Below are 20,485 nucleotides of genomic sequence, written 5' to 3' on the forward strand. Positions count from 1 at the left end.
CCTGACCGGTCTGAACGATCCCAATATCGACGGCGACCGAAGATCAAAGTGCTCCACCGCGGGGACAGCGAGACGATCATCCTGGCCTTCCGGGCCGGCCAGAAGATGACCGAGCACACCGCGGCCCACCCGATCGTTGTCCTCGGCCAGGTCGGCGCGATCGACTTCACTGTCGGCGGCCAGACCAGTGAGCTCACCGGGGGCACCGCGATCCGCGTGGACACCCGGGTCCCGCACTCGCTGCTGGCGCGCACCGACGGTACCGCCACCCTCATCGTGGTGCATGGCCGATGACTCCACGCCAGCGCGACAAGGTCCGCTCACTCGTTGCCGAATCCGGGGCGCCGATCGACGCTCAGACGATCGCCGCCGCTCTCGACGTCCACGTCACCACCGCACGATTCCATCTGAACAACCTCGTCTCGGAGGGTTCGGCGGTCACCGTCACCCTTCCACCGGACGGCGTCGGACGACCGCGGGTGGGTTACCAGGTGGTGATTCCACCGCCCATCGACGACCTGCTGATCATGCTGATCACCCGGATCGGCACCACTCCGGAGGCCCGCGAAGAGCTGGCCGCCGAGGTAGGCCGGGCCTGGGCGAGCAAGCACCTGCCCGTGACGGTCCAGCCCTCCGATGCCGACAGGCTGCCGGATCCGGTGGTACTCGCCGAGACCATCCTCACCCGACTGGGTTTCCGTATCACCGAGGTACTCAGCGCCTTCGGCGATCATGAGATCACCATCGGCGGCTGCCCGCTGCAAGAACTGGAGGCCGACCTGCCGGAGGTGGCCCGAGGTGTGGTCCGAGGCATGCTCGAAGCAGCACTGAGCGCCGGTTCCGCGACCCTGGGTTCCAGCTATGCCGTCACCGTCCAGCCCGACAGCCGGGCCGGAGCATGTGAACTGCATCTCCAGCTGGCCCGCGTCCCCGCCACATCACACAAGTAAGGCTTGCCTCAGCTATCTTACTGGGGTTAGGTTCACATCATGATCAATCGCATGCGTCTGCTGCTCCTGGCCGCACTGGCCTCCGTCGCCACCCTGGCAGGACTCACTCTCACCGCACCCGCGGCGCAGGCCCTGCCGGCTGATTTCACACTCACCGAGGAGAACCCGACCGCCGAGGGCCTGAGCCAGGTCGTCGAGTTCCTGGTTGCCACACCCGCCTCCGATGCCGCCAAGGCCCGGAATCTCGAGGGCGGAATGGACGCGGTGATCGTGCCGAAGACCGTCTACAACCTCGGCCTGTTCCGCGCGCCGCGCGGCTCCAGCTCGATCACCGAGGTCACCGGGCGCAGCGGTAACTCCGTCCACGCCAAACTGCAGGCGGCGTCGGCAGGACGTCCGACCGTCAACATGACGATCGAGTTCAAGAAGATCGACGGCAACTGGCGTCTGGCCAACAACTCACTGTGCCAGGGCGTCAAGACCGTCGGACTGAACATCTACTGCAACGTCTGATCGCCACCGCCTCGCTTCCATGAGCCGCATCCAGGTGCGTGACCTGCGCATCGAACTCAGCGGCCGCACCATACTGCACGACGTCGACTTGTCCGCCGAACCCGGCGAGCTGATCTATCTGCTCGGCCGCAACGGTGCGGGCAAGTCGACGTTGCTTCGCAGTATCTGCGGCATGATCACCCCGGCCTCCGGCGAGGTTCTGATCGACGGCACACCGGTGCGCCGACTGCCCTCGCCGGCCCGCTCCCTGGGCATGCATCTGGGTACCGAACCGGTCCACCCGGGGCACACCGCACGACGTCATCTGCGCTGGATCGCCGCCGCCGCCGGAGTCGGCGGCGACCGGATCGACCAGGTTCTGGCGCGCACCGGCGTCGACGCCTACGGCAACCGGCGCATCGGCGACTACTCGCTGGGGATGCGGCAGCGGCTGGGCATCGCCACCGCGCTGCTGCCGGTCCTCGACGGCGGCGACGGGGCCGGGGCCCTGGTCTTCGACGAGCCCCTCAACGGTCTGGACGTCGAGGGCATCGTCTGGTTGCGCAACCTGCTCGGCGCCCTGGCCGCCGACGGTCACGCCGTCCTGGTGGCCTCACACCTGCTCGCCGAGGTGGCGCGCAGTGCCGACCGGATCGTGCTGATCGACCGGCAGACCGCGTCCCCGGCCGTTCCCGTCGCCGAGTTCCAGGGCCGCCACGACGATCTGGAATCGGCGTATCTGGCAGCGATCGGGGTCCGGGCGGATTCCTCGCAGGTGCCCGGATGAGCCCGGCTTCCACCGCCGCCGGGGCGGCCGCACAAACCCTGCGCGGAGTGCGTGCCGAACACGTTCGCGCCGGAGGTCTGCGCAGTTTCCTGCTGCTGGGTGCCTTTCCCGCCGGTGTGGTGCTCCCGCTGCTCATCACCTTCGGGATCGCCTTCGTCGCCGAACGGATTTCCCGCCTCAACAGCACCCAGATCTCGGTGAACGCGGCGACGTCGTCGAACTCGGTGTACTGGATCATCACCTTCACAGCGGTGGTCGGTGCGCTGGCCGCTGCCTATGCGCAGGCCACCGCGATGCGCGGTGCCGCACGCGACACCGACCGCTATCTGTATCCGCGTGCGGCCACCTCAGCACTGTCCCGGTGGGTCTACTACGGATTGCTGACCGCGCTGGTCAGCGCCGTGGCGGTCGCCGTGGTGATGAGTGTGCTGCCGGTGGCCTTCCCCAACGTCTACAGCGAGGTGAACCTCTTCGATGCGGCCGGGATCCGCTTCTTGATCACCGTGCCGATCTATGCCTTCTTCACCTGTGGTCTGGGCGTCGGGCTGGCCGGGGTAGTCGGCCACCCCGCCGGGTCCCTGGCGATACTGCTGTTCTGGGTGTTCGTCCTCGAGGACGCCATCGTCTTCTTCCCCAACGGAACCAAGATCCAGGCGTTCATGCCGTTCCTCAACGGTGTCTGGGGTACCGGACAGGACCTGGTGATCAGCCCGCCGTGGGGGATCGACGGAGCCCTGGTCTATTTCGCGCTGGTGACGACGGGGGTGTTCCTTCTCGGTGCTTTCGCGCTGGCGGTACGGCGCCGGCGACCGCGCTAATACGCTGGCCGCATGAGCGCCACGTCCCGGTCTTCCCCCGCCCGCCCGCGTCCAGCGGTGATCCTGCTCGTCGCGATGCTGGCCGCAGCGGGCCTGATCGGCGGCGCCTGGGGGACCTGGACGCAGCAGGACTATCGCGTTTCGGCCGCCGGGACCACACCGGTGGCCGCCCACGTCGATGTCACCGGGCTCGGCGAGGTCGCGGTGCACTGGCCCCGGCCGGACTCGAACACTCCGGAGGGCGCCGCCATACTTGAGCTGTGGACCGATGCCGCCTCCGTCACGATCGAACGTGAACTGTCTCCGGCGGCCTCCGACACCGGATTGTGGACGCTGGCCTTCGGGGTGGTGGTCGCCGCCGGTGCGGTGGCGACCGTGTTCTCGCGCCGCTACGGCGGTCTGGCCATGATCGCCGCCGGGCTGATGTCGACCGTCACCGCGGCCGTCGCCGTCGCCGACCCGGGCCGCATGCTCGACGACACCGGCAGCGGGCTCGACCTGTTCCCCGACTCGACGGCGAGCGTGGGCGCGGGCCTGTGGCTCACCCTGGCCGGGGCCGTCCTGGCGCTCGTCGTCGGCGCCGTGACCTTGCTGACGTCGTTTCCGGTCCGCACCGCATCGACCGGAACACCGCACCGACGCTGATCGCTTCTTGAGACAATCCCGCTATGAGCCCATTGCTGGAAGAACTCGCCGCCATCGTCGGACCTGCTCATGTGCTGACCGCACCGGAGCTGGTGGCAGGACAGGTCACCGACTGGACCGGCTACTGGACCGGACACACCACGGCGGTGGTGCGGCCGGCCGACACCGCACAGGTCGCGGCCGTCCTGGCAGCCTGCCACCGTGCGGGACAACCGGTGGTCCCCCAGGGCGGCAACACGGGTCTGGTCGGCGGGTCCATCCCCCTCGAGGGTGAGCTCGTGCTGAGCACCCTGCGACTCAATCGCATCGAACAGGTCGACCCCCTCGGCCGCACGCTGGCCGCCGGCGCCGGAGTGACCGTCGCCGCCGCCCAGCAGGCGGCCGCCGAACACGGCCTGCTGCTTGGTACCGACCTGGCCTCCCGGGATTCGGCGACCCTCGGCGGCATCGTGGCCACCAATGCCGGCGGAGTCGCGATGGTCAAATACGGCAGCACCCGGTCGCGAGTACTCGGGGTCGAAGCGGCCCTGGCCGACGGCCGGGTATTGACCCGGTGGATCCCGCTGGTCAAAGACAACATCGGCTATGACCTGCCGGGACTGTTGACCGGTTCGGAGGGAACGCTCGCGGTGATCACCCGGGTCCTCCTGCGCCTGGTGGTGCCGGCCCGGCACACCGCGACGGTGCTGGCCGGAGTCGACTCGGTGGTCACCGCACTGGCGCTGCGCGATGCGGTCAATCGTGCCGGACTGACACTGGAGGCGGCCGAGCTGCTCACCGCCGCCGGGCTGGATCTGGTCTGCACCCGGCAGGGTCTGCGCCACCCGTTCTCTGAGCCGACGCCGTACGCGGTGCTGATGGAGGTCTCCGGTCCGGCCGAGGTCGCCGAGATCCTCGCCGAGGCCCTCACCTCGGTCGACGGTCTGGCCGATGCCGCCCTGGAGGAGGGACATTCGGCGCGGCTGTGGCACTACCGGGAAAGTCACACCGAGACGATCGCCGCCTCGTCGTCGACCCCGGCGGTCAAACTCGACGTCGCCGTCCCGCTGGGACATCAGGAAGAATTCCTGGGCCGGCTCGGCCCGTTGCTCGGCGAGCGCTTCCCGACGGCCCGGCCGATCTGCTTCGGTCACTTCGCTGATGGCAACATCCACGTGAACGTGCTGGACGTGAGCGCCGACGAGCGGGATGCGGTCAGCGACGCCGTCTTCACTCTGGTGCGCAGGTATGGCGGCAGCATCAGTGCCGAACACGGCATCGGCCGCGCCAAGAACCGCTGGATCGGTCTGGGCCGTAGCCCCGCGGACCGGGCGGCGATGGCCGCGATCCGCACCGCTCTGGATCCGGCGGGGTTGCTGAACCCGGCCGTCCTGCGGTTCGACACCGACCGGTGAGCACCAGAAGGTCCACAGCGGACAATCCGTGCCGACGTGCGAGGCGGCTTGCGCCAAGCTTGACGATGCGGGTGCGAGGGTGACATAGGCTGAAGCCAGAGGGCTGCCCGCCACCTGCCCACAGCGCAGTCGATCGCACCCGGGCCCTCCCATCGAAGAGAAAGTGAACCGCATATATGTGCACTCGTGTGATGTGGCCGGACGCTAACGGAACCGTCGTCGTCGGACGCAACATGGACTTCCACCAGGACCTGCACACCAACCTGTGGAAGCTCCCCCGGGGCGTCAAGCGCAACGACCGCGTCGAAGGCAAGCTCGAGTGGACCGCCAAATACGGCAGCGTCGTCTCCGGCGTCTACGACATCCTCTCCGCGGACGGCATGAACGAGAAGGGGCTGGCCGGTCACATCCTGTGGCTCGCCGAATCGGAGTACGGCACCCCGGACCCGGAACGGCCGCAGCTGGCGATGTCGGTGTGGCTGCAGTACTACCTGGACAACTTCGCCTCCGTCGGCGAGGCCGTCGCCTGGACCGAGAAGAACAACCCGCAGGTGGTCCCGATGGCCGACCCGACCGGCGGCAGCCATCCGGCCCTGCACCTGGCGCTCGACGATGCCAGCGGCGACTCGGTGATCTTCGAGTACATCGACGGCAAACTGGACATCTACCACAGCCGTGACTACCTGGTGATGACCAATTCGCCGACCTACGATAAGCAGTTGGAACTGGTCAAGAAGTACAAGGGTCTCGGCGGCGACGATGCTCTGCCCGGCACCTGCGATGCCGCCGATCGCTTCGCCCGCGCCCTCTACTACGTCGAACATCAGGAGCAGCCGAAGAACAATCTGCAGGCCATCGCCGCGATGTTCAGCATCATCCGCAACGCCGCGCAGCCCTTCCGGACCCCGGAGCCCGGCAAGCCCGATGCTTCCCAGACCCTGTGGCAGACCGTCAGCGACCTGACCAACCTGCGCTACGTCTTCGAATCGTCCACCCGCCCCAACATCGTGTGGGTCGATCTGCCCGAACTCGACTTCAGCGAGGGCTCAGGCGAAGCCAAGCTCGACCTGATCAACGACCTGGCGGTCGAGGACGGGCTGTCGGGCAACGTCACCCACAAGTTCAAGAAGCACCGCAAGTTCCACATCGTCTCGATCGAGCAGGCCAAACTGATCGGTGAGGTCGTCGCCAAGGCAAGTGCTGCGATCGGCAAGACCAAGCCGGCCGAGGGCGTCGCGCACAAGATCCAGGAGAGTGTGAACGCCAAGCTCACCGAGTTCGTCGACGCCGAGTAGCAGTTCCCGACGCACAGACGACGAAGCGGTCCCGGCCTTCGATAAGGGCCGGGACCGCTCTTCGTCACAGCGCTGCCGACCTCACGCTGCCGCATACGGTTCGATACTGAAAACGAAGGTTGAGGAATGACCGAAGCCCAACAAGACGCGTCCGGCAGCAGCGACGACAACGATGTCCTGACGCTGATCACCGAGGTCAGCGAATCGATGAGTCGGTCGATGTATCCGGTCTCACAGACCAAACACATCGTCGACGAGATCGATGCCGCCTACGGCAACCAGATCTCCACCGAGATCTTCGCCACGTACATGATCGCGCTGGACCGACCGACCGGTCAGGTCGCGGTGGCCAACACCGGATCGACATACCGCTTCGACCAGATCGCCGACACCGAATCACTGGTATCGAAACTGACGAAGGGTGCGGTTCCGCCGGCCAAAGCGATCAAAGAACTGCGGGCGATCGCCGACACTCCGCCGCCGATGTCACTACTTCTGCGGGTCCTCGGCTTCATGCTGCAAGCGCTGGGCTTCGCGCTGTGTTTCCGGATGAGCCTGTCGGCCACGATCCTGGCCGTGGTGATCTCGGCGCCGATCGCCGTGGTCCTGCTCTGGCGCAGCGTCCCGGACATGCTGGCATCACTGATGCCTTTCTTGTTGACCTTCGCGTCGGCACTGGTCATCGCCCTCTGGGCCGTCCACTCCCACCTCGACGATCCGGTCCGGCTGGCCGTCATCCCGGTGGTGACACTGATTCCCGGCGCCGGATTAACCATCGCCCTGATCGAACTCACCGCCGGCGATATGATCGCCGGCGCCTCCCGACTGGTGTTCACCCTGGTGATCCTGCTGTCGATGGCCTTCGGTCTGGCGCTGGCTCTGGACATCGTGGGGCTGTCAGCGGACCGGCTGAAGGATGTGACCGCCGATCTGGCGCCGACCTGGGTGCTGTGGATCGCTGCGCCGATCTTCGCCATCGGCAACATCCTGTACGCCTGTATCCCCAAACGCATGTGGTTGTGGACCATCATCTTCGCGTTCGGCACGTTCTGGCTCACCCAGGTGCTGCAGATGACGATGAACGCGGCTTTCGCCGCCGGGCTCGCCATGGGCCTTTGCCTGCTTCTGGCCTTCATCGCCAACACGTACGCGAAGAGCCATCCCAGCGTCCTGGTGATCTTTCTGCCGACCTTCTGGCTGATGGTCCCCGGTTCGATGGGCTTCGTCGCCATCAGTGGAGCCATCACCGCCGACCGCCAGCTCGGCGACCTCGGCAGCAGCACCGCCCTGTCGCTGCTGAGCATGGCGATGTGCATGATGATCGCCAGTGTGCTGGCCCCTTACGTCACGCGCAAACCGATGCACCGGAAGTGAGGTCCGGTTACCGCGCTGCCGATCCCTCGGCGCGCAACTCGGCCAGTCCGGCCAGCCAGCCATCGGTGACCTCCCACGCATCGGGCACGTTGTCCGGACACGCGGTCACGCCGAGGCCGAACCGCCCGGCGTAGGAGATCGCCGTGAGGTTCAGGTTCATATCGGCGAACAGCGGCCCCATCGGGTAGATCCCCTCCAGTCGGGCTCCGTCGAGCCACAACTCCTCCCGCGGCCCGGGCACATTGGAGCAGGCCGCATGGAAGAGCGGCGGCCGCAGACCGTTCAGTTGTTTCGAGACGTAGGCCGACGCCGCGGCCCCGAGCAACCGCGGCGGGACCAACTGAATCACGTCGGCGAAGTCGACCGACGGTCCGCGCCCGGCTCGGCCCGTCTTGACCCTGTTGGTGGCAGCCGTGATGAGCTCCAGCCGGGTCACCGGATCGTCGACGAAGACTGGTAATCGGACCAGGGCCAGGCTCCAGCTATTGGGCACCTCATCGTCGACATCGCGCGTGCTGATCGGCACGAACGCCTGCAGCGGACCGTCGGGCAGGGTGTCGTGCCGCTGCAGCCAGTCCCGCATCGCCGACAGCGCAGCGGCCAGGAACACGTCGTTCACACTCGCCCCGAAACCAGTGCCCAGTTCTTTGAGCTCGGCCAGCGGAACCGACACGTAGGCGGTGTTGCGGCGCTCGGTGATGGGACTGTTCAGGCCTGTCCGCACCGGAGCGTTCTGCAGGCGCCGCTGCCAGTACGACGGCATCGGACCCACCGGCCGGCGCAGCGGCGCCGTCGCCGTCGTCCACAGCAGCCCCGCGGCCCCGCGCACCAGCGCCCGAGTCCCCGAGCTCACCACCTTGACCGCTCCGGCGACGTTGCCCGCGGTCTCCTTGACCACGTCCACCAGCAGATCCGCGCGGCCGGGCAGCTCCGGCGGCGGCCCCGACGGCGGGTAATCGACGTCGCGCGCGGGGTCGGTGGACAGGATCGTCGGCAGGATTCTGGTGACCGCCCCCACCCCGTCGGACAGGGTGTGGGAGAACTTCACGGCCACCGCCAGACGGCCGTCGGCCAGCCCCTCCAGAATCCAGGCCTCCCAGAGCGGTTTATCGTGCGAGAGTCGGTGCCGGTGGATCTGGTCGAGTTGCTCGGCCACCTGCCGCGGGCCGCCCGGCGACGGCACCCCAACGCGGTGCAGGTGCCGCCGTACGTCGAAGTCGGGATCGTTGACGAAGAGCGGTTGCCCGATCCGCAGCGGCTTGTGCACGAGCCGCTGCGGATCGCCGGGTTCACCGGCAGTCGACGGCACAGGTATCGGTACAGATGTGCGGCGTCGTAGTGGCTTCCGGACGGGGCCGGGTCGATCACCAACAACGCGGTGATGTGGATGTTCATGACCCCCGCCTCCGCGTTGACCGCCAAGGCATCGAGTCCGCTCAACCGCTGCATGGTCCCCCTCGTCCACACCTCGGCCGCTCTCGCCGCGGGCGCCGGCGGCAGCTACAGGTTGATCATGTGCCCGATCGCACCGTGGAAGGTCTCCTGCATCGCCTCGCTCATCGTCGGATGCGTGTGCACGTTGCGCGCCAGTTCCTTGGCGGTCAGGTCCCATTTCTGAGCCAGCGTCATCTCCGGCAGCATCTCCGAGACGTTGTCGCCGACCAGATGACCACCGAGCAGTTCGTCGGTGTCGGCGTTGGTGACCAGTTTGGCGAAGCCCGCGGTGGCTCCCATGCCTAGCGCCTTGCCGTTCGCCGAGAACGGGAACTTGCTGACCTTGACGTTCGGGTACTCCTCCTTGGCCTGTGCCTCGGTGAGTCCGAAGGACGCCACTTGCGGCTGGCAGAAGGTGGCCCGTGGCATGTTGCGGTAGTCACCCAGGGTCATCGTCTCGGCTCCGGCGATGGTCTCGGCGGCCACCACGCCCTGCGCCTCGGCGACGTGGGCCAGCATCAGCTTGGCGGTGACGTCGCCGATCGCGTAGACACCCGGCACGTTGGTGCGCATGTGGTCGTCGATCGCGATGGCGCCGCGGTCGGTGAGCGCCACCCCGGTCGTCTCCAGCCCGTAGCCCTCGGTGCGCGGGGCAAAGCCCACCGACATGAGGACCTTGTCAACGGTGATGCTGCCGTCGTTGCCTTTGTCATCCCGATACGTCACGACGACCTGTGAACCCTGGTCGTCGACCGTCTGGACCGCGGTTCCGGTCAGGATCGTGATACCCAGCTTCTTGTAGGCCTTGGCGATCTCCTTGGAGACGTCTTCATCCTCGTTGGGCAGCACCCGCGGCAGGTACTCGATGATGGTGACGTCCACACCGTAGTTGGCCAGAACGTAACCGAACTCCATCCCGATCGCGCCGGCGCCGACGATGACGATCGAGCCGGGCAGCTCGCGGGTCAGGATCTGCTTCTCGTAGGTGACGACGTTGTCCGACAGCTCCACCCCCGGCAGCAAGCGCACCTGCGAGCCGGTGTCGATGATGACGTTGTCGAAGGTGATCACCCGATCGTCGACCTGAATCGTCTTGGCATCGGTGAACACGCCGTAACCGTCGATCTCGGTGATGCCGTTCTTCTTCATCAGGAAGTGAACGCCCTTGACGATGCCGTCGGAGACCTTGCGACTGCGGTCGAAGGCAGCACCGAAGTCGAACGAGACCTCACCGGAGATACCGAAGGTCTTGGCGTCGTGGTTGAACACGTGCGCCAGCTCCGCGTTGCGCAACAGCGCCTTGGACGGGATGCAGCCCACGTTCAGACACACACCTCCCCACCACTTCTCCTCGATGACGGCGGTTTTCATGCCGAGCTGGGCGCACCGGATCGCGGCTACATACCCACCTGGACCGGCTCCAAGGACAACGGTGTCGAAGTGTTCAGTCACGGCGTCCAGCGTAGTCCGCACCGCCGGACTCCGCAGGCGCGTTGCCGGCCAGCTCGGCCCCCGGCCGCACACACCGACACCCCGGAAGAAAACACACGTTCGAAGCCCCGTTGGCGGATCTCGCTAGATCCGTCAACGCCGCAGGTCAGTGACGCCATCGACGACGTCCGACAACACCGAAGAGCGGCTGCCGGCGGGATTTCACCGCCGGACCCGAGTAGAGGTCGATGAGTCAGTCAGACGAACGGGAGCACTTTGTCCACACCGAAACCCGAACGCGAGTCGGCCACGGGTCCGGCCTACACCCGCGAGATCCACCAGCTGCCGGACGCGGCGCCGCCGCCGGTCCCGCCGCAGGTGATCCGCAAGGCCATCGCCGCCTCCGCGGTCGGCAACGCCACCGAATGGTACGACTACGGCGTCTACGCGGCCACCGCCACCTACCTGACGCAGGCCTTCTTCCCCGGGTCGCTCGGCGCCATCGGCACCATGCTCGGCTTCGCGATCTCGTTCGTGCTGCGCCCGCTGGGCGGCTTCGTCTGGGGCCCGCTCGGTGACCGGGTCGGCCGCAAACACGTGTTGGCGATCACCATTCTGCTGATCGCGCTGGCCACGAGCCTCATCGGCGTCCTGCCGACCCATGCGGTCGCCGGTGTCTGGGCGCCGATCATGCTCATCGCCCTGCGCGTGATCCAGGGTTTCTCCACCGGCGGCGAATACGGCGGCGCGGCGACCTTCATGGCCGAATACTCCCCGGACACCAAACGCGGCCGATTCGGCAGCTTCCTGGAGTTCGGCACCCTGGCCGGATTCGCCAGCGGTACCGCGCTGGTGCTGCTGCTGAACCTGGCCCTCGACGACGACCAGATGTACTCCTGGGGCTGGCGCATCCCGTTCCTGCTGGCCCTGCCGCTGGGACTGGTGGGCCTATACCTGCGCTCACAGCTGGAGGACTCCCCGGTCTTCAGCGAGGTGGAGGAGCATCTGAGCGAGGAGGTCTCGATCTCCAACACCGCCAAGCTCAAACAGACCGTCGTGGAGTACTGGCAGCCGATCGCGATCATGTTCGGCATGGTGGTCGCCCTGAACGTCGCCAACTACACACTGCTGGCCTTCCAGCCCGAGTACCTGAAGAACACCATCGGCCTGTCCGAAGACTCCGGCTCCATCGTGGTCCTGATCGGGCAGGTCGCGATGATGGCGCTGATCCCGTTCTTCGGCCGCTGGTCCGACCGGACCGGGCGCAAACCGATGTGGTGGGCCTCCCTGATCGGCCTGTTCGCACTCTCCCTGCCCATGTACTGGCTGATGGGACAGGGCTTCGGCTGGGCGATCGTGGGCTTCGTGGTCCTGGGCGTCCTCTACATCCCCCAGCTGGCCACCATTTCGGCCACCTTCCCGGCCATGTTCCCCACCCACGTGCGCTACGCCGGCTTCGCGATCTCGTACAACATGTCCACCGCACTGTTCGGCGGCACCGCGCCACTGGTGAACGAGGCCGTGGTCAGCACCACCGGCTGGAACCTGTTTCCGGCGGTCTACCTGATGGGCGCCTGCCTCATCGGCATGGTCGCGCTGGCGTTCCTGCGCGAGACGGCCGGCTGTTCGCTGCGCGGCACCGCGATCCCCGGCGAGGATCCGCACGACGCGGAGAACCTGGCCGATCTGGCCGGACTCGCCGGCCGCTGAATCCAGTCCCGGGGGGCGACCCCTCGATTCCTGGGCCCTCCCGGTTTTCAATCACTGATTGAAACAATGATGGGCACTGTGGTCGAATGGGATTCATGCCTCCGGCCCGCACCGCGCGCGACACCCGTGAGCGGCTCCTGGATGCCGCCGAGGAACTGCTGTCCCGGTCCGGGTACGACGAGGTGTCCGTGCGGGGCATCTGCGCCCACGCCCAAGCCAATCCGGCGGCTGTGCACTACCACTTCGGCTCCAAGGAGCAGTTGGTGGCGGCGCTGCTCGAGTCGCGGCTGGCACCGATGTGGACCGACCGGCTCGACCGCGTCCGGGCCGATCCGAGTGTCGCCGGACTGGTCGATGCGACCCTGGCACCGCTGAACCGGCTGCTGGCAGATCCGGTCGGGGCCATGCGCCTGTCCCTGCTGGCCCGCTTCGCCCTCGCCCACCCCCAGACCCGCTGGCAGGCCCCCTGGTTCAGTCTGGACGAGTGGACCGCCGTACTGTGCGCCGCGATCCCCGGACTCGATGCCCAGACGGCACGACGCCGCTGCCGGCTCGCCTTCGCACTGCTGCTGCCGCAACTGGCCCCCGGCAGCCCGCTCTCCCCCGCCGCGGCCGGGGCGCTGCGTGACTTCCTCATCGCCGGGCTGACCGGGACCGGAGAACCCGCGCCCCGACTCGCCGAAATCCCCACTCCCACATCTCCCAGTCCCACATTCCCCAGCCCAGGAGACAGCCTGTGAACACCACCGGATCCGATATCAGCGGCCACGGAGTACCCGATCCGCTGGCTCCGGCACGGCTGGGTCCGCTGACCCTGCGCAACCGGTTGATCAAATCCGCCACCTTCGAGGGGATGACCCCCGATGCGCTGGTCACCGACGAGCTGATCGAGTTCCACCGTGAGCACGCCGCCGGCGGGGTGGCGATCAGCACCGTCGCCTACTGCGCGATCTCGCCGGAGGGCCGTACCGATCGGCATCAGATCTGGATGCGCGAAGAGGCCGTCCCGGGCCTGCGCCGGCTCACCGACGCGATCCACGCCGAGGGGGCCCTGGCGGCCGCGCAGCTCGGTCACGCCGGCGCCGTCGCCAATTCCGCGTCGAACGGGGCCAAGGCCTTGGGCCCGAGCGTCATTCCCGCACCGATGGGGATGTCCCTGACCCACAAGGTTGCCGTCGAGGAGATCCCCACGCTGCGCCGGACGTTCGCCGACGCTGCGCGCCGGGCGGTCGACTCCGGTTTCGATGCACTCGAGATCCACTGCGGGCACAACTATCTGATCAGCTCCTTCCTGTCTCCGCTGCTCAATCGTCGCCGCGATGCCTACGGCGGTTCGCTGGTGAACCGGGCACGGCTGGCCCGCGAGGTGCTCGAATCGGTGCGCGAGGCGGTGGGGCCGCAGATCGCTGTCTGGGCCAAACTCAACATGTACGACGGCGTCGGCCGGCCCGGGCCCGGCCGCGGTCCGCGGCCGTGGCGTGGGTTCAACGTCGACGAGGCCTGCGAGACCGCCCGGCTGTTCGAGGCCGACGGCTTCCTCGATGCGATCGAACCCACCGCCGGCAGTTCCCTGCTGAACCCGATGTACCTGTTCCACGGTGAGGCCCCGCGCAAGGCCTTCGCCCAGGCTTTCTCCGGTGTGATGAAGACCGGACTGCAGGTGGGCGGGCCGTTGTTCCTCAAGCACTACCCCTACCACGACGCCTACCTGCTGCCGCTGGCCCAGGAGCTGCGCAAGTCCGTCGGACTGCCGATCATCCTGTTGGGCGGCATCACCGACCGGGCCGGCATGGAGCTGGCGATGGAATCGGGATTCGAGTACGTGGCGATGGCCCGGTCACTGCTGCGGGAGCCGGATCTGCCGCGTCGTATCCTGGCCGATCCGGCCACCCGGAGCCGGTGCGTGCACTGCAATCTGTGTATGCCGACCATCTATTCGCAGACCCGCTGCCCCATCCGCACCGGTGAGGTTCCCGACCCGCTGGGCTGACCCGATAGCCTGGGCCTGTGGAGCACATCGAGACCGCGGCCGGCCCGCACGACGACCCCCATCTCTGGCTCGAAGACGTCACCGGCGAGGCGGCACTGGACTGGGTCCGCGACCATAACCAGCCGACCGTCGACGAGTTGACCGGTTCCCCGCGTTTCGAGGATCTGCGCACCGGCGCCCTGGAGGTCCTCGACACCGAGGCGAAGATCCCGTACGTGCGCCGGCGCGGCGACTATCTCTACAACTTCTGGCGGGACGCCCGCAATCCGAAGGGCCTGTGGCGGCGGACGACCCTGGAGTCCTATCGCACCGATGTCCCCGACTGGGATGTCCTGATCGATGTCGACGCCCTGGCCGCGGCCGAGGACGAGAACTGGGTGTGGGCCGGGGTCGGCCTGCGCTACCCGGATTACGACCGTGCCCTGGTCTCGCTGTCTCGCGGCGGCGCCGATGCCTCGGTCATCCGCGAATTCGATATGACCACCCGCGACTGGGTGGCGCCCGAAGACGGCGGCTTCGTCCTGCCCGAGGCCAAGAGCTCGATGAGCTGGATCGACCGGGACACCGTCTACGTCGGAACCGACTTCTCCTCGACCCCCGACGGCGAACCGGCACTGACCACCTCGGGGTATCCGCGGACCGCCCGCCGCTGGACGCGCGGCACGCCGCTCGACCAGGCCCCGACGGTCTTCGCCGGTGCCGTCACCGATGTCGCGGCCGGTGCCAGCTACGATCACACGCCCGGTTTCGAGCGTCATTTCGTGTCGCGTTCGACCGACTTCTTCAACGCCCTGGAGTACCAACTCGTCGACGGCGAACCGGTCCTGATCGACGTGCCCACCGACTCGGTGGCGGCGGTGCACCGCGATCACCTGCTGGTGATGCCGCGATCACCGTGGACCGTCGACGGTCAGAGTCACCGGCCCGGCTCCCTGCTGCTGTTCGACTACCCGGCCTACCTCGCCGGCGACCGCTCGGCCCGGGTGCTGTTCGCCCCCGACGATCACACCAGCCTGCAGGATTACGCCTTCACCAAATCGCGGTTGGTGCTGGTGACTCTGCACGACGTCGCCACCCGGGTCGAGTTCCTGCGCCTGGACGACTGGACACCGGCCCCGATCACCGGTCTGCCCGAACTGGCGACCCTGGCGGTGATCGGTACCGATCCGGAGGAGAGCGACGAGATCTGGCTCACCGCGAGCTCGTTCACGCAGGCGCCGAGTCTGCTGCACGGGGATGCGACCACCGGTGTGCAGGTCATCAAGTCCACTCCGGAGTTCTTCGACGCCGACGGGGTGAGCACCGAGCAGTTCTTCGCCACCTCCGACGACGGCACCCAGATCCCCTACTTCGTGGTGAGGCGGACCGGTCCAGGCGGCACCGACGGCCCCCGCCCGACGCTGCTGTACGGCTACGGCGGCTTCGGCAATTCGCTGCTTCCGGGATATTCGGCGATCGCCGGACGCAGCTGGATCAGCCGCGGCGGCATCTACGTGATCGCCAATATCCGCGGCGGCGGCGAGTACGGCCCGCACTGGCACACACAGTCGCAGAAGGCCGGCCGGCACCTGGTGTACGAGGACTTCGCGGCAGTGGCCCGTGATCTGGTGGACCGGGGCCTGACCACCGTCGACCAGCTGGCGGCCCAGGGCGGGTCCAACGGTGGACTGCTGATGGGGGTTATGGCCACCAGCTATCCGGAACTGTTCGGGGCGCTGGTCTGTCAGGTTCCGCTGATCGACATGCGCCGCTACCACCTGTTGCTGGCCGGCGCCTCCTGGATGGCCGAGTACGGCGATCCCGATGATCCCGAGGAATGGGAGTTCATCAGCGCCTACTCCCCGTATCAGCGCCTGCGCGCCCAGGTCCGGTATCCGGAGCTGCTGGTCACTACCTCGACCCGCGACGATCGGGTCCACCCCGGACACGCCCGCAAACTCGTGGCCCGGCTCGAGGAGCTGGGGCATCGGCCCGCGTACTACGAGAACATCGAGGGCGGGCACGGGGGCGCCGCCGACAATGCCCAGGCGGCGTTCAAATCGGCGCTGGCCTACGAATTCCTGTGGCGCACCGTGGGGTCGGCTGCCGGGAACTGAACCGTCGGGTCGTCCGGGGACCAACCGCCGCGGCCGCCCGGATACCCGGGCCCGGAGCCGGGCGCGCTCGGATAGGCCGGGCCGGCCGGTGCCTGCGGTCCCGGCCGGCGACTCAGGATCAGCGCGGCGAAGGTGCCGAGAACGGCCACCACCACGCCGACGATGCCGACGATCATCGAGGTCCGGGTCAATCCGTCGAGGACGTCGGCGGTGACCACCTTGACGGTCGTCTGCGTCGGCGCGTCACTGCCGGTGACACTGCGGGACACCTGGTCCACGGCGACCACCGACAGTACCCAGCCGACCAGGCCGGCCAGCGCCGCACCCACCCCGAGCCAGGCCAGGACCCCTGCCCGGTTGCGTCCGGCGGTCAACGCCAGGACTCCGGCGAGCACCGCCACCACCAGTGCGACCCAGCCGACGACGGTGACCTGCTTCCCCGGTGCCTCCAGTGAACCGGCGGTCAGATGATTCTGGTCGACCGGCACGGTGACCTGCTGTGCCACGTCGACCGGGATGGGCGCCTTCCCGAGGACGTTGTTCACCATCGGGGTGATGTCCAACTCCATCTGGTGCCGGCTCACTCCGGGTCCGGGCGCGGTGAACAGCCAGTCGTGCTGCTGCCGGGCGATCAGCGTGAAATCGGTGACGAAGTCCTGACTGCGCGTATACCGCTCGGCGAGCGGTTTGACGATGTCGCCGGCGAGTGGAACCGACGTCGACGAGGCGACCTCGTCGGAGATCTGCTGGGCGAAGAACTCCTGCACCTCTGGTTGTTCGGCGGCGTCGGCAGCCGAATCGGCGAAACCGCTGGGGGACACGACGTTGAGCGAGACCCACAGCGAGGGCAGTGCGACCACCATCGCGATCGCCGCGATGACGACCAGCAGGCCGGCAGAAAGCGATCGCACAATCAGTCGCCGATGGTGTCGCGTGCGCGCGCCACGATCAACGGATCGGGTTCACCGACCAGTTCGTGGTCCTTGCCGTCGTATTCGTGCAGACTCAGCACGTACCGCATCGCGTTCAGTCGGGCGCGCTTCTTATCGTTGCTCTTGACCACGGTCCACGGCGCCCAGTCGGTGTCGGTGTGGGCGAACATGTTCTCCTTGGCATCGGAGTAGGAGTTCCACCGGTCCAGCGATGCCAGGTCCATCGGCGAGAGCTTCCACTGCCGCACCGGATCGATCTGCCGGATCGCGAATCGGGTGCGCTGTTCCAGCGGGCTCACCGAGAACCAGAACTTGACCAGGTTGATACCGTCGTCGACCAGCATCTTCTCGAATGCCGGTGCCTGAGCCAGGAACTGCTCGTACTGGTCGGGGGTGCAGAAGCTCATCACCCGTTCCACGCCGGCCCGGTTGTACCAGGAGCGGTCGAAGAAGACCATCTCCCCGGCCGCGGGCAGGTGCTGGACGTACCGCTGGAAGTACCATTCGGTCGCTTCGCGCGCGGTCGGCTTCTCCAGCGCGACGGTGTGCGCACCGCGCGGGTTGAGGTGCTCGTTGAAGCGTTTGATGGTGCCGCCCTTGCCGGCGGCGTCTCGGCCCTCGAACACCAGCAGATGGCGGATGCCGTTCTGCTTGGTCCACTTCTGCAATTTGAGCAGTTCCACCTGCAGCAACCGCTTCTGCGACTCGTAGTCGGCGCGGTCCATCCGCTCCTCGTACGGATAGTCCTCGCGCCAAGTGTCGACCACATTGCGCTGGGGCAGGGTCAGCAGGATGGGGTCGTCGTCGTCGTCATCGACGACGACGAAACCGCGGGTGTCGGTCAGGTCGACGATACCCTGCAGGGCCTTGCGCCCGGAGACCTTGCTCAGGTCTTCACCGATCTCGACGTTCTTGGGGGAGAGATAGTCGTCCACGGCTCTAGCCTATCGGGCCGCCCACCGCGTCGTGCGAGGAAGCCCGATAGCGCGAGATGCCCCACACCGTCACTGGGCGAAACGGCGCTCGGCTTCGGCGGTCAGTCCCTTCTTCGCGGTTTCGGCGGCGGACTTCTGCCCCTTCTTCACCAGGAAACCGGGGAGCTTGATCTTCAGGTCGATCTCCAGATCGAACTTCACGTGGGTCTTGTCGGGCGCGACCTCGGTCAGGGTGTACGTGCCGGTCTGCTCGGCCAGCTGCGAGCTCTCCAGCAGGCTCCACGAGCAGACGGTGTCGGTCCAGGTGTACTTCAGCTTCTGGGTGTCGTTGATCCCGACCATGCCGACGGTGATGCTGACCTCGTCCGGGGTGCCGTCGGGGTACTCGGTGAGTACCTCGGCCGCACTGTGCGGGCCCGACCAGTCGGGCAGGGCCGGAACGTCCTGCAGGACCTCCATGACGACCGAGAGGGGAGCGTTGATGTCGAATTCGTTGGATACCGAGACAGCCATGAGAAGAACCTACCCCGCGGCCGGATCAGCCGAGCAGGTATCCGTCGCGCAGCCGCCCCTGGGCGTCGGCATCGATCCCCAGGCCGCGGGCGAAGTATCCGGTCACGTTCCCGTAGGTCGAGGCCATCTCGTCGAAGGCCGCGTCCAGGTAGTCGCGCTGCACCCCCAGCAGGGGTCGCAGCACCTCCGGATCGCCGCCGGCGGCCGCGAAAGCGTCGAACACCGGGGTCAGGGCGGGCAGCAGGCGCTCGTTGGTCTCCAGGTAGTCGCGGTAGACGTCGTCGCGGTCCACTCCCATCAGGCTCAGGAAACTGGCGGCGGCCCAGCCCGTGCGGTCCTTGCCGGTGGTGCAGTGGAACAGGGCCGGCCCGCGGTCCGCGCCGAGCAATCCCAGGTACAGGCGCCGGTAGGCGCTGCGGGCGCTGTCGGTGCTGACGAACCTGCGGTACACCCCGGCCATCAGATCGGCGGCCTTGCCGCCGGCATCGGCATCGAGGTGCGCGACCACTGCGGGGTCGGCGAACAGCTGGAGGAAATCGGCCGGAATGGCGTCCCGGTCATCGGCCAGCACGTCCAGCGCGATACCGGCGACGCCGTCGAGGGCCGGATCGGGCAGTGCCTGGCGTTCGGCGGCCGATCGCAGATCGTAGATGGTGCGCAGCCCCAGCCGGCTCAGCTGCTGCTGCGCCTGGCCGTCTACCGCGCGGAAGTCGGTGGACCGGAACACCCGGCCCGGGCGCACCGGCCTGCCGTCGGCGCCGGCCCACCCGCCCAGGTCACGCAGATTCGGCAGCGCGGCGATCGGGCTGGGAGCCGGCAGCAGCAGGGCGTCGGTCATGCCGGATCGATCAGGTAGCGGTCGCGCAGTGCCTGCTGTCCGGCGGCATCGATGCCCAGACCGGCGGCGAAGTAGTTCTCCAGAGTCCCCCACCGCTGGGTCAGTGCGGCGAAGGCCTCGTCCAGGTAGCTCGCGTCCACCCCGAGCACCAGGGTGAGGGCCTCCTTGTCGGCGCCGGCGGCGGTCAGTTTGTCCAGGATCGGGGCCAGCGCGGGAAGCAGCCGCGCATTGGTCAGCAGATAGTCGGCGTAGACGTCCTCTGCGGACACCCCCATCAGGCTGAGGAACCCGGCGGCCAGCCAGCCCGTGCGGTCCTTTCCGGTGGTGCAGTGGAATGCCGTCGGCGTCACATCGTCGTCGAGCAGCAGGATGTAGAACTCGCGGTACCGCTTCAGCGCGCTGTCGGAGGTGACCAGTTCGCGGTAGGTCTGGATCATCACCTTCCGGGCGAAATCGACCGTGAGGCTCTTGATGGCGGCGGGATCGCTGATGAACTGGGCCGGATTGGCTCCGCCCATCTCCGGGGAGTCTTCCAGGATGTTGAGCCACAGCGGACCGATCCCGGGGTAGACCGGATCCGGGCACGCGGCCCGTTCTCCGGTGGTGCGCAGATCGACGATGGTCGCCAGTCCGAGTTCGCCGACGGCTTTGATGTCCTCGTCGCTGGTGTGCAGGAACTCGGTGGTCCGGTAGATCATCTCGGGCCGGACGATCTTGCCGTCGGCGGCCGGCCAGTAACCCAGGTCGCGCCAGTTCGGCAGGGATCGGAACGGACTGGGAGCACCGGGGGTCGCGGTTGCGGTCATGGGCCTCACTGTAGGACAACGACGACACGAGCCGGTCACCCGTAC

At 67.5% G+C, this 20,485-nt stretch carries 20 protein-coding genes; 13 read left to right on the top strand and 7 right to left on the bottom strand.

All coding sequences use genetic code 11. The annotated features are described in order from the left end of the window. Positions 1-48 precede the first annotated feature (48 nt). The 9 genes from GOHSU_RS05640 (at position 49) to GOHSU_RS05680 (ending at position 7,755) form a co-directional block, all read left to right on the top strand. Entirely contained in the window at positions 49-294 is a 246-nt protein-coding gene (locus GOHSU_RS05640) for a cupin domain-containing protein (protein WP_005938166.1), read from the top strand. Beyond that, complete coding sequence (locus GOHSU_RS05645) at positions 291-950, top strand: helix-turn-helix domain-containing protein (protein WP_005938168.1); 660 nt, start codon at positions 291-293, stop codon at positions 948-950. The genes GOHSU_RS05640 and GOHSU_RS05645 overlap by 4 nt, the downstream gene beginning before the upstream one ends. 39 nt (positions 951-989) lie before the next feature. Continuing rightward, positions 990-1,463: an MTB12 C-terminal domain-containing protein gene (locus GOHSU_RS05650; protein ID WP_005938170.1), complete on the top strand. Its 474-nt coding sequence runs from the start codon at positions 990-992 to the stop codon at positions 1,461-1,463. 19 nt (positions 1,464-1,482) lie between these two features. Next, positions 1,483-2,229, top strand: coding sequence for an ABC transporter ATP-binding protein (locus tag GOHSU_RS05655; RefSeq protein ID WP_005938172.1), 747 nt, complete (start codon positions 1,483-1,485; stop codon positions 2,227-2,229). Beyond that, positions 2,226-3,047, top strand: coding sequence for a hypothetical protein (locus GOHSU_RS05660; RefSeq protein WP_005938174.1), 822 nt, complete (start codon positions 2,226-2,228; stop codon positions 3,045-3,047). The genes GOHSU_RS05655 and GOHSU_RS05660 overlap by 4 nt, the downstream gene beginning before the upstream one ends. A gap of 12 nt (positions 3,048-3,059) precedes the next feature. Next, a complete protein-coding gene (locus GOHSU_RS16225; protein WP_005938176.1) occupies positions 3,060-3,692 on the top strand; it encodes a hypothetical protein in 633 nt (210 codons plus the stop codon). A gap of 23 nt (positions 3,693-3,715) precedes the next feature. Next, positions 3,716-5,086, top strand: a complete 1,371-nt coding sequence (locus GOHSU_RS05670) for an FAD-binding oxidoreductase (RefSeq protein ID WP_005938178.1) — start codon at positions 3,716-3,718, stop codon at positions 5,084-5,086. A 176-nt stretch (positions 5,087-5,262) separates the two neighbouring features. After that, positions 5,263-6,381, top strand: coding sequence for a linear amide C-N hydrolase (locus GOHSU_RS05675; protein ID WP_005938180.1), 1,119 nt, complete (start codon positions 5,263-5,265; stop codon positions 6,379-6,381). A 126-nt stretch (positions 6,382-6,507) separates the two neighbouring features. After that, the gene (locus GOHSU_RS05680) at positions 6,508-7,755 is read left to right on the top strand and encodes a threonine/serine exporter family protein (RefSeq protein ID WP_005938182.1); all 1,248 of its coding nucleotides are present in this window, start codon (positions 6,508-6,510) and stop codon (positions 7,753-7,755) included. Positions 7,756-7,762: 7 nt separating this feature from the next. On the opposite strand, the gene GOHSU_RS05685 is transcribed toward GOHSU_RS05680, so the two are convergent. Both GOHSU_RS05685 and lpdA read right to left on the bottom strand, forming a co-directional pair. Further along, complete coding sequence (locus tag GOHSU_RS05685) at positions 7,763-9,064, bottom strand: wax ester/triacylglycerol synthase family O-acyltransferase (RefSeq protein ID WP_005938185.1); 1,302 nt, start codon at positions 9,062-9,064, stop codon at positions 7,763-7,765. A gap of 191 nt (positions 9,065-9,255) precedes the next feature. Next, positions 9,256-10,641, bottom strand: a complete 1,386-nt coding sequence (gene lpdA / locus GOHSU_RS05690) for a dihydrolipoyl dehydrogenase (RefSeq protein WP_005938187.1) — start codon at positions 10,639-10,641, stop codon at positions 9,256-9,258. Between the two features lie 312 nt (positions 10,642-10,953). Here lpdA and GOHSU_RS05695 point away from each other — a divergent pair, with 312 nt between their 5' ends. The 4 genes from GOHSU_RS05695 (at position 10,954) to GOHSU_RS05710 (ending at position 16,416) form a co-directional block, all read left to right on the top strand. Further along, entirely contained in the window at positions 10,954-12,330 is a 1,377-nt protein-coding gene (locus GOHSU_RS05695) for an MFS transporter (RefSeq protein ID WP_051139542.1), read from the top strand. An 86-nt stretch (positions 12,331-12,416) separates the two neighbouring features. After that, the gene (locus GOHSU_RS05700) at positions 12,417-13,070 is read left to right on the top strand and encodes a TetR/AcrR family transcriptional regulator (RefSeq protein WP_345917303.1); all 654 of its coding nucleotides are present in this window, start codon (positions 12,417-12,419) and stop codon (positions 13,068-13,070) included. After that, positions 13,067-14,320 carry an NADH:flavin oxidoreductase gene (locus GOHSU_RS05705; RefSeq protein ID WP_005938196.1) on the top strand — a complete coding sequence of 418 codons (1,254 nt, stop codon included), beginning with the start codon at positions 13,067-13,069 and terminating at the stop codon, positions 14,318-14,320. The genes GOHSU_RS05700 and GOHSU_RS05705 overlap by 4 nt, the downstream gene beginning before the upstream one ends. 17 nt (positions 14,321-14,337) lie before the next feature. After that, the gene (locus GOHSU_RS05710) at positions 14,338-16,416 is read left to right on the top strand and encodes a prolyl oligopeptidase family serine peptidase (RefSeq protein ID WP_005938199.1); all 2,079 of its coding nucleotides are present in this window, start codon (positions 14,338-14,340) and stop codon (positions 16,414-16,416) included. On the opposite strand, the gene GOHSU_RS05715 is transcribed toward GOHSU_RS05710, so the two are convergent. The 5 genes from GOHSU_RS05715 to GOHSU_RS05735 all read right to left on the bottom strand — a co-directional run bounded on the left by GOHSU_RS05715 (position 16,371) and on the right by GOHSU_RS05735 (position 20,440). Then, entirely contained in the window at positions 16,371-17,327 is a 957-nt protein-coding gene (locus GOHSU_RS05715; protein WP_005938202.1) for a DMT family transporter, read from the bottom strand. The genes GOHSU_RS05710 and GOHSU_RS05715 overlap by 46 nt on opposite strands. A gap of 2 nt (positions 17,328-17,329) precedes the next feature. Beyond that, positions 17,330-18,283, bottom strand: coding sequence for a polyphosphate kinase 2 (gene ppk2 / locus GOHSU_RS05720; RefSeq protein WP_005938205.1), 954 nt, complete (start codon positions 18,281-18,283; stop codon positions 17,330-17,332). A 69-nt stretch (positions 18,284-18,352) separates the two neighbouring features. Further along, positions 18,353-18,796 (bottom strand): SRPBCC family protein, encoded by a 444-nt coding sequence (locus tag GOHSU_RS05725; protein WP_005938208.1) that lies wholly within the window; start codon positions 18,794-18,796, stop codon positions 18,353-18,355. Between the two features lie 25 nt (positions 18,797-18,821). Then, the gene (locus GOHSU_RS05730; protein ID WP_005938211.1) at positions 18,822-19,634 is read right to left on the bottom strand and encodes a tyrosine-protein phosphatase; all 813 of its coding nucleotides are present in this window, start codon (positions 19,632-19,634) and stop codon (positions 18,822-18,824) included. Beyond that, positions 19,631-20,440, bottom strand: a complete 810-nt coding sequence (locus tag GOHSU_RS05735) for a tyrosine-protein phosphatase (RefSeq protein WP_005938214.1) — start codon at positions 20,438-20,440, stop codon at positions 19,631-19,633. The genes GOHSU_RS05730 and GOHSU_RS05735 overlap by 4 nt, the downstream gene beginning before the upstream one ends. Between the last annotated feature and the right edge of the window lie 45 nt (positions 20,441-20,485).

The organism is Gordonia hirsuta DSM 44140 = NBRC 16056 (assembly GCF_000333015.1).
Taxonomy (GTDB): Bacteria; Actinomycetota; Actinomycetes; order Mycobacteriales; family Mycobacteriaceae; genus Gordonia; species Gordonia hirsuta.

Bases quoted from the DNA above. Each gene is read 5' to 3' on its own strand.
- GOHSU_RS05645 (WP_005938168.1), top strand. From the start codon at position 291: ATGACTCCACGCCAGCGCGACAAGGTCCGCTCACTCGTTGCCGAATCC.
- GOHSU_RS05650 (WP_005938170.1), top strand. From the start codon at position 990: ATGATCAATCGCATGCGTCTGCTGCTCCTGGCCGCACTGGCCTCCGTC.
- GOHSU_RS05655 (WP_005938172.1), top strand. From the start codon at position 1,483: ATGAGCCGCATCCAGGTGCGTGACCTGCGCATCGAACTCAGCGGCCGC.
- GOHSU_RS05660 (WP_005938174.1), top strand. From the start codon at position 2,226: ATGAGCCCGGCTTCCACCGCCGCCGGGGCGGCCGCACAAACCCTGCGC.
- GOHSU_RS16225 (WP_005938176.1), top strand. From the start codon at position 3,060: ATGAGCGCCACGTCCCGGTCTTCCCCCGCCCGCCCGCGTCCAGCGGTG.
- GOHSU_RS05670 (WP_005938178.1), top strand. From the start codon at position 3,716: ATGAGCCCATTGCTGGAAGAACTCGCCGCCATCGTCGGACCTGCTCAT.
- GOHSU_RS05675 (WP_005938180.1), top strand. From the start codon at position 5,263: ATGTGCACTCGTGTGATGTGGCCGGACGCTAACGGAACCGTCGTCGTC.
- GOHSU_RS05680 (WP_005938182.1), top strand. From the start codon at position 6,508: ATGACCGAAGCCCAACAAGACGCGTCCGGCAGCAGCGACGACAACGAT.
- GOHSU_RS05700 (WP_345917303.1), top strand. From the start codon at position 12,417: ATGGGATTCATGCCTCCGGCCCGCACCGCGCGCGACACCCGTGAGCGG.
- GOHSU_RS05725 (WP_005938208.1), bottom strand. From the start codon at position 18,796: ATGGCTGTCTCGGTATCCAACGAATTCGACATCAACGCTCCCCTCTCG.
- GOHSU_RS05730 (WP_005938211.1), bottom strand. From the start codon at position 19,634: ATGACCGACGCCCTGCTGCTGCCGGCTCCCAGCCCGATCGCCGCGCTG.
- GOHSU_RS05735 (WP_005938214.1), bottom strand. From the start codon at position 20,440: ATGACCGCAACCGCGACCCCCGGTGCTCCCAGTCCGTTCCGATCCCTG.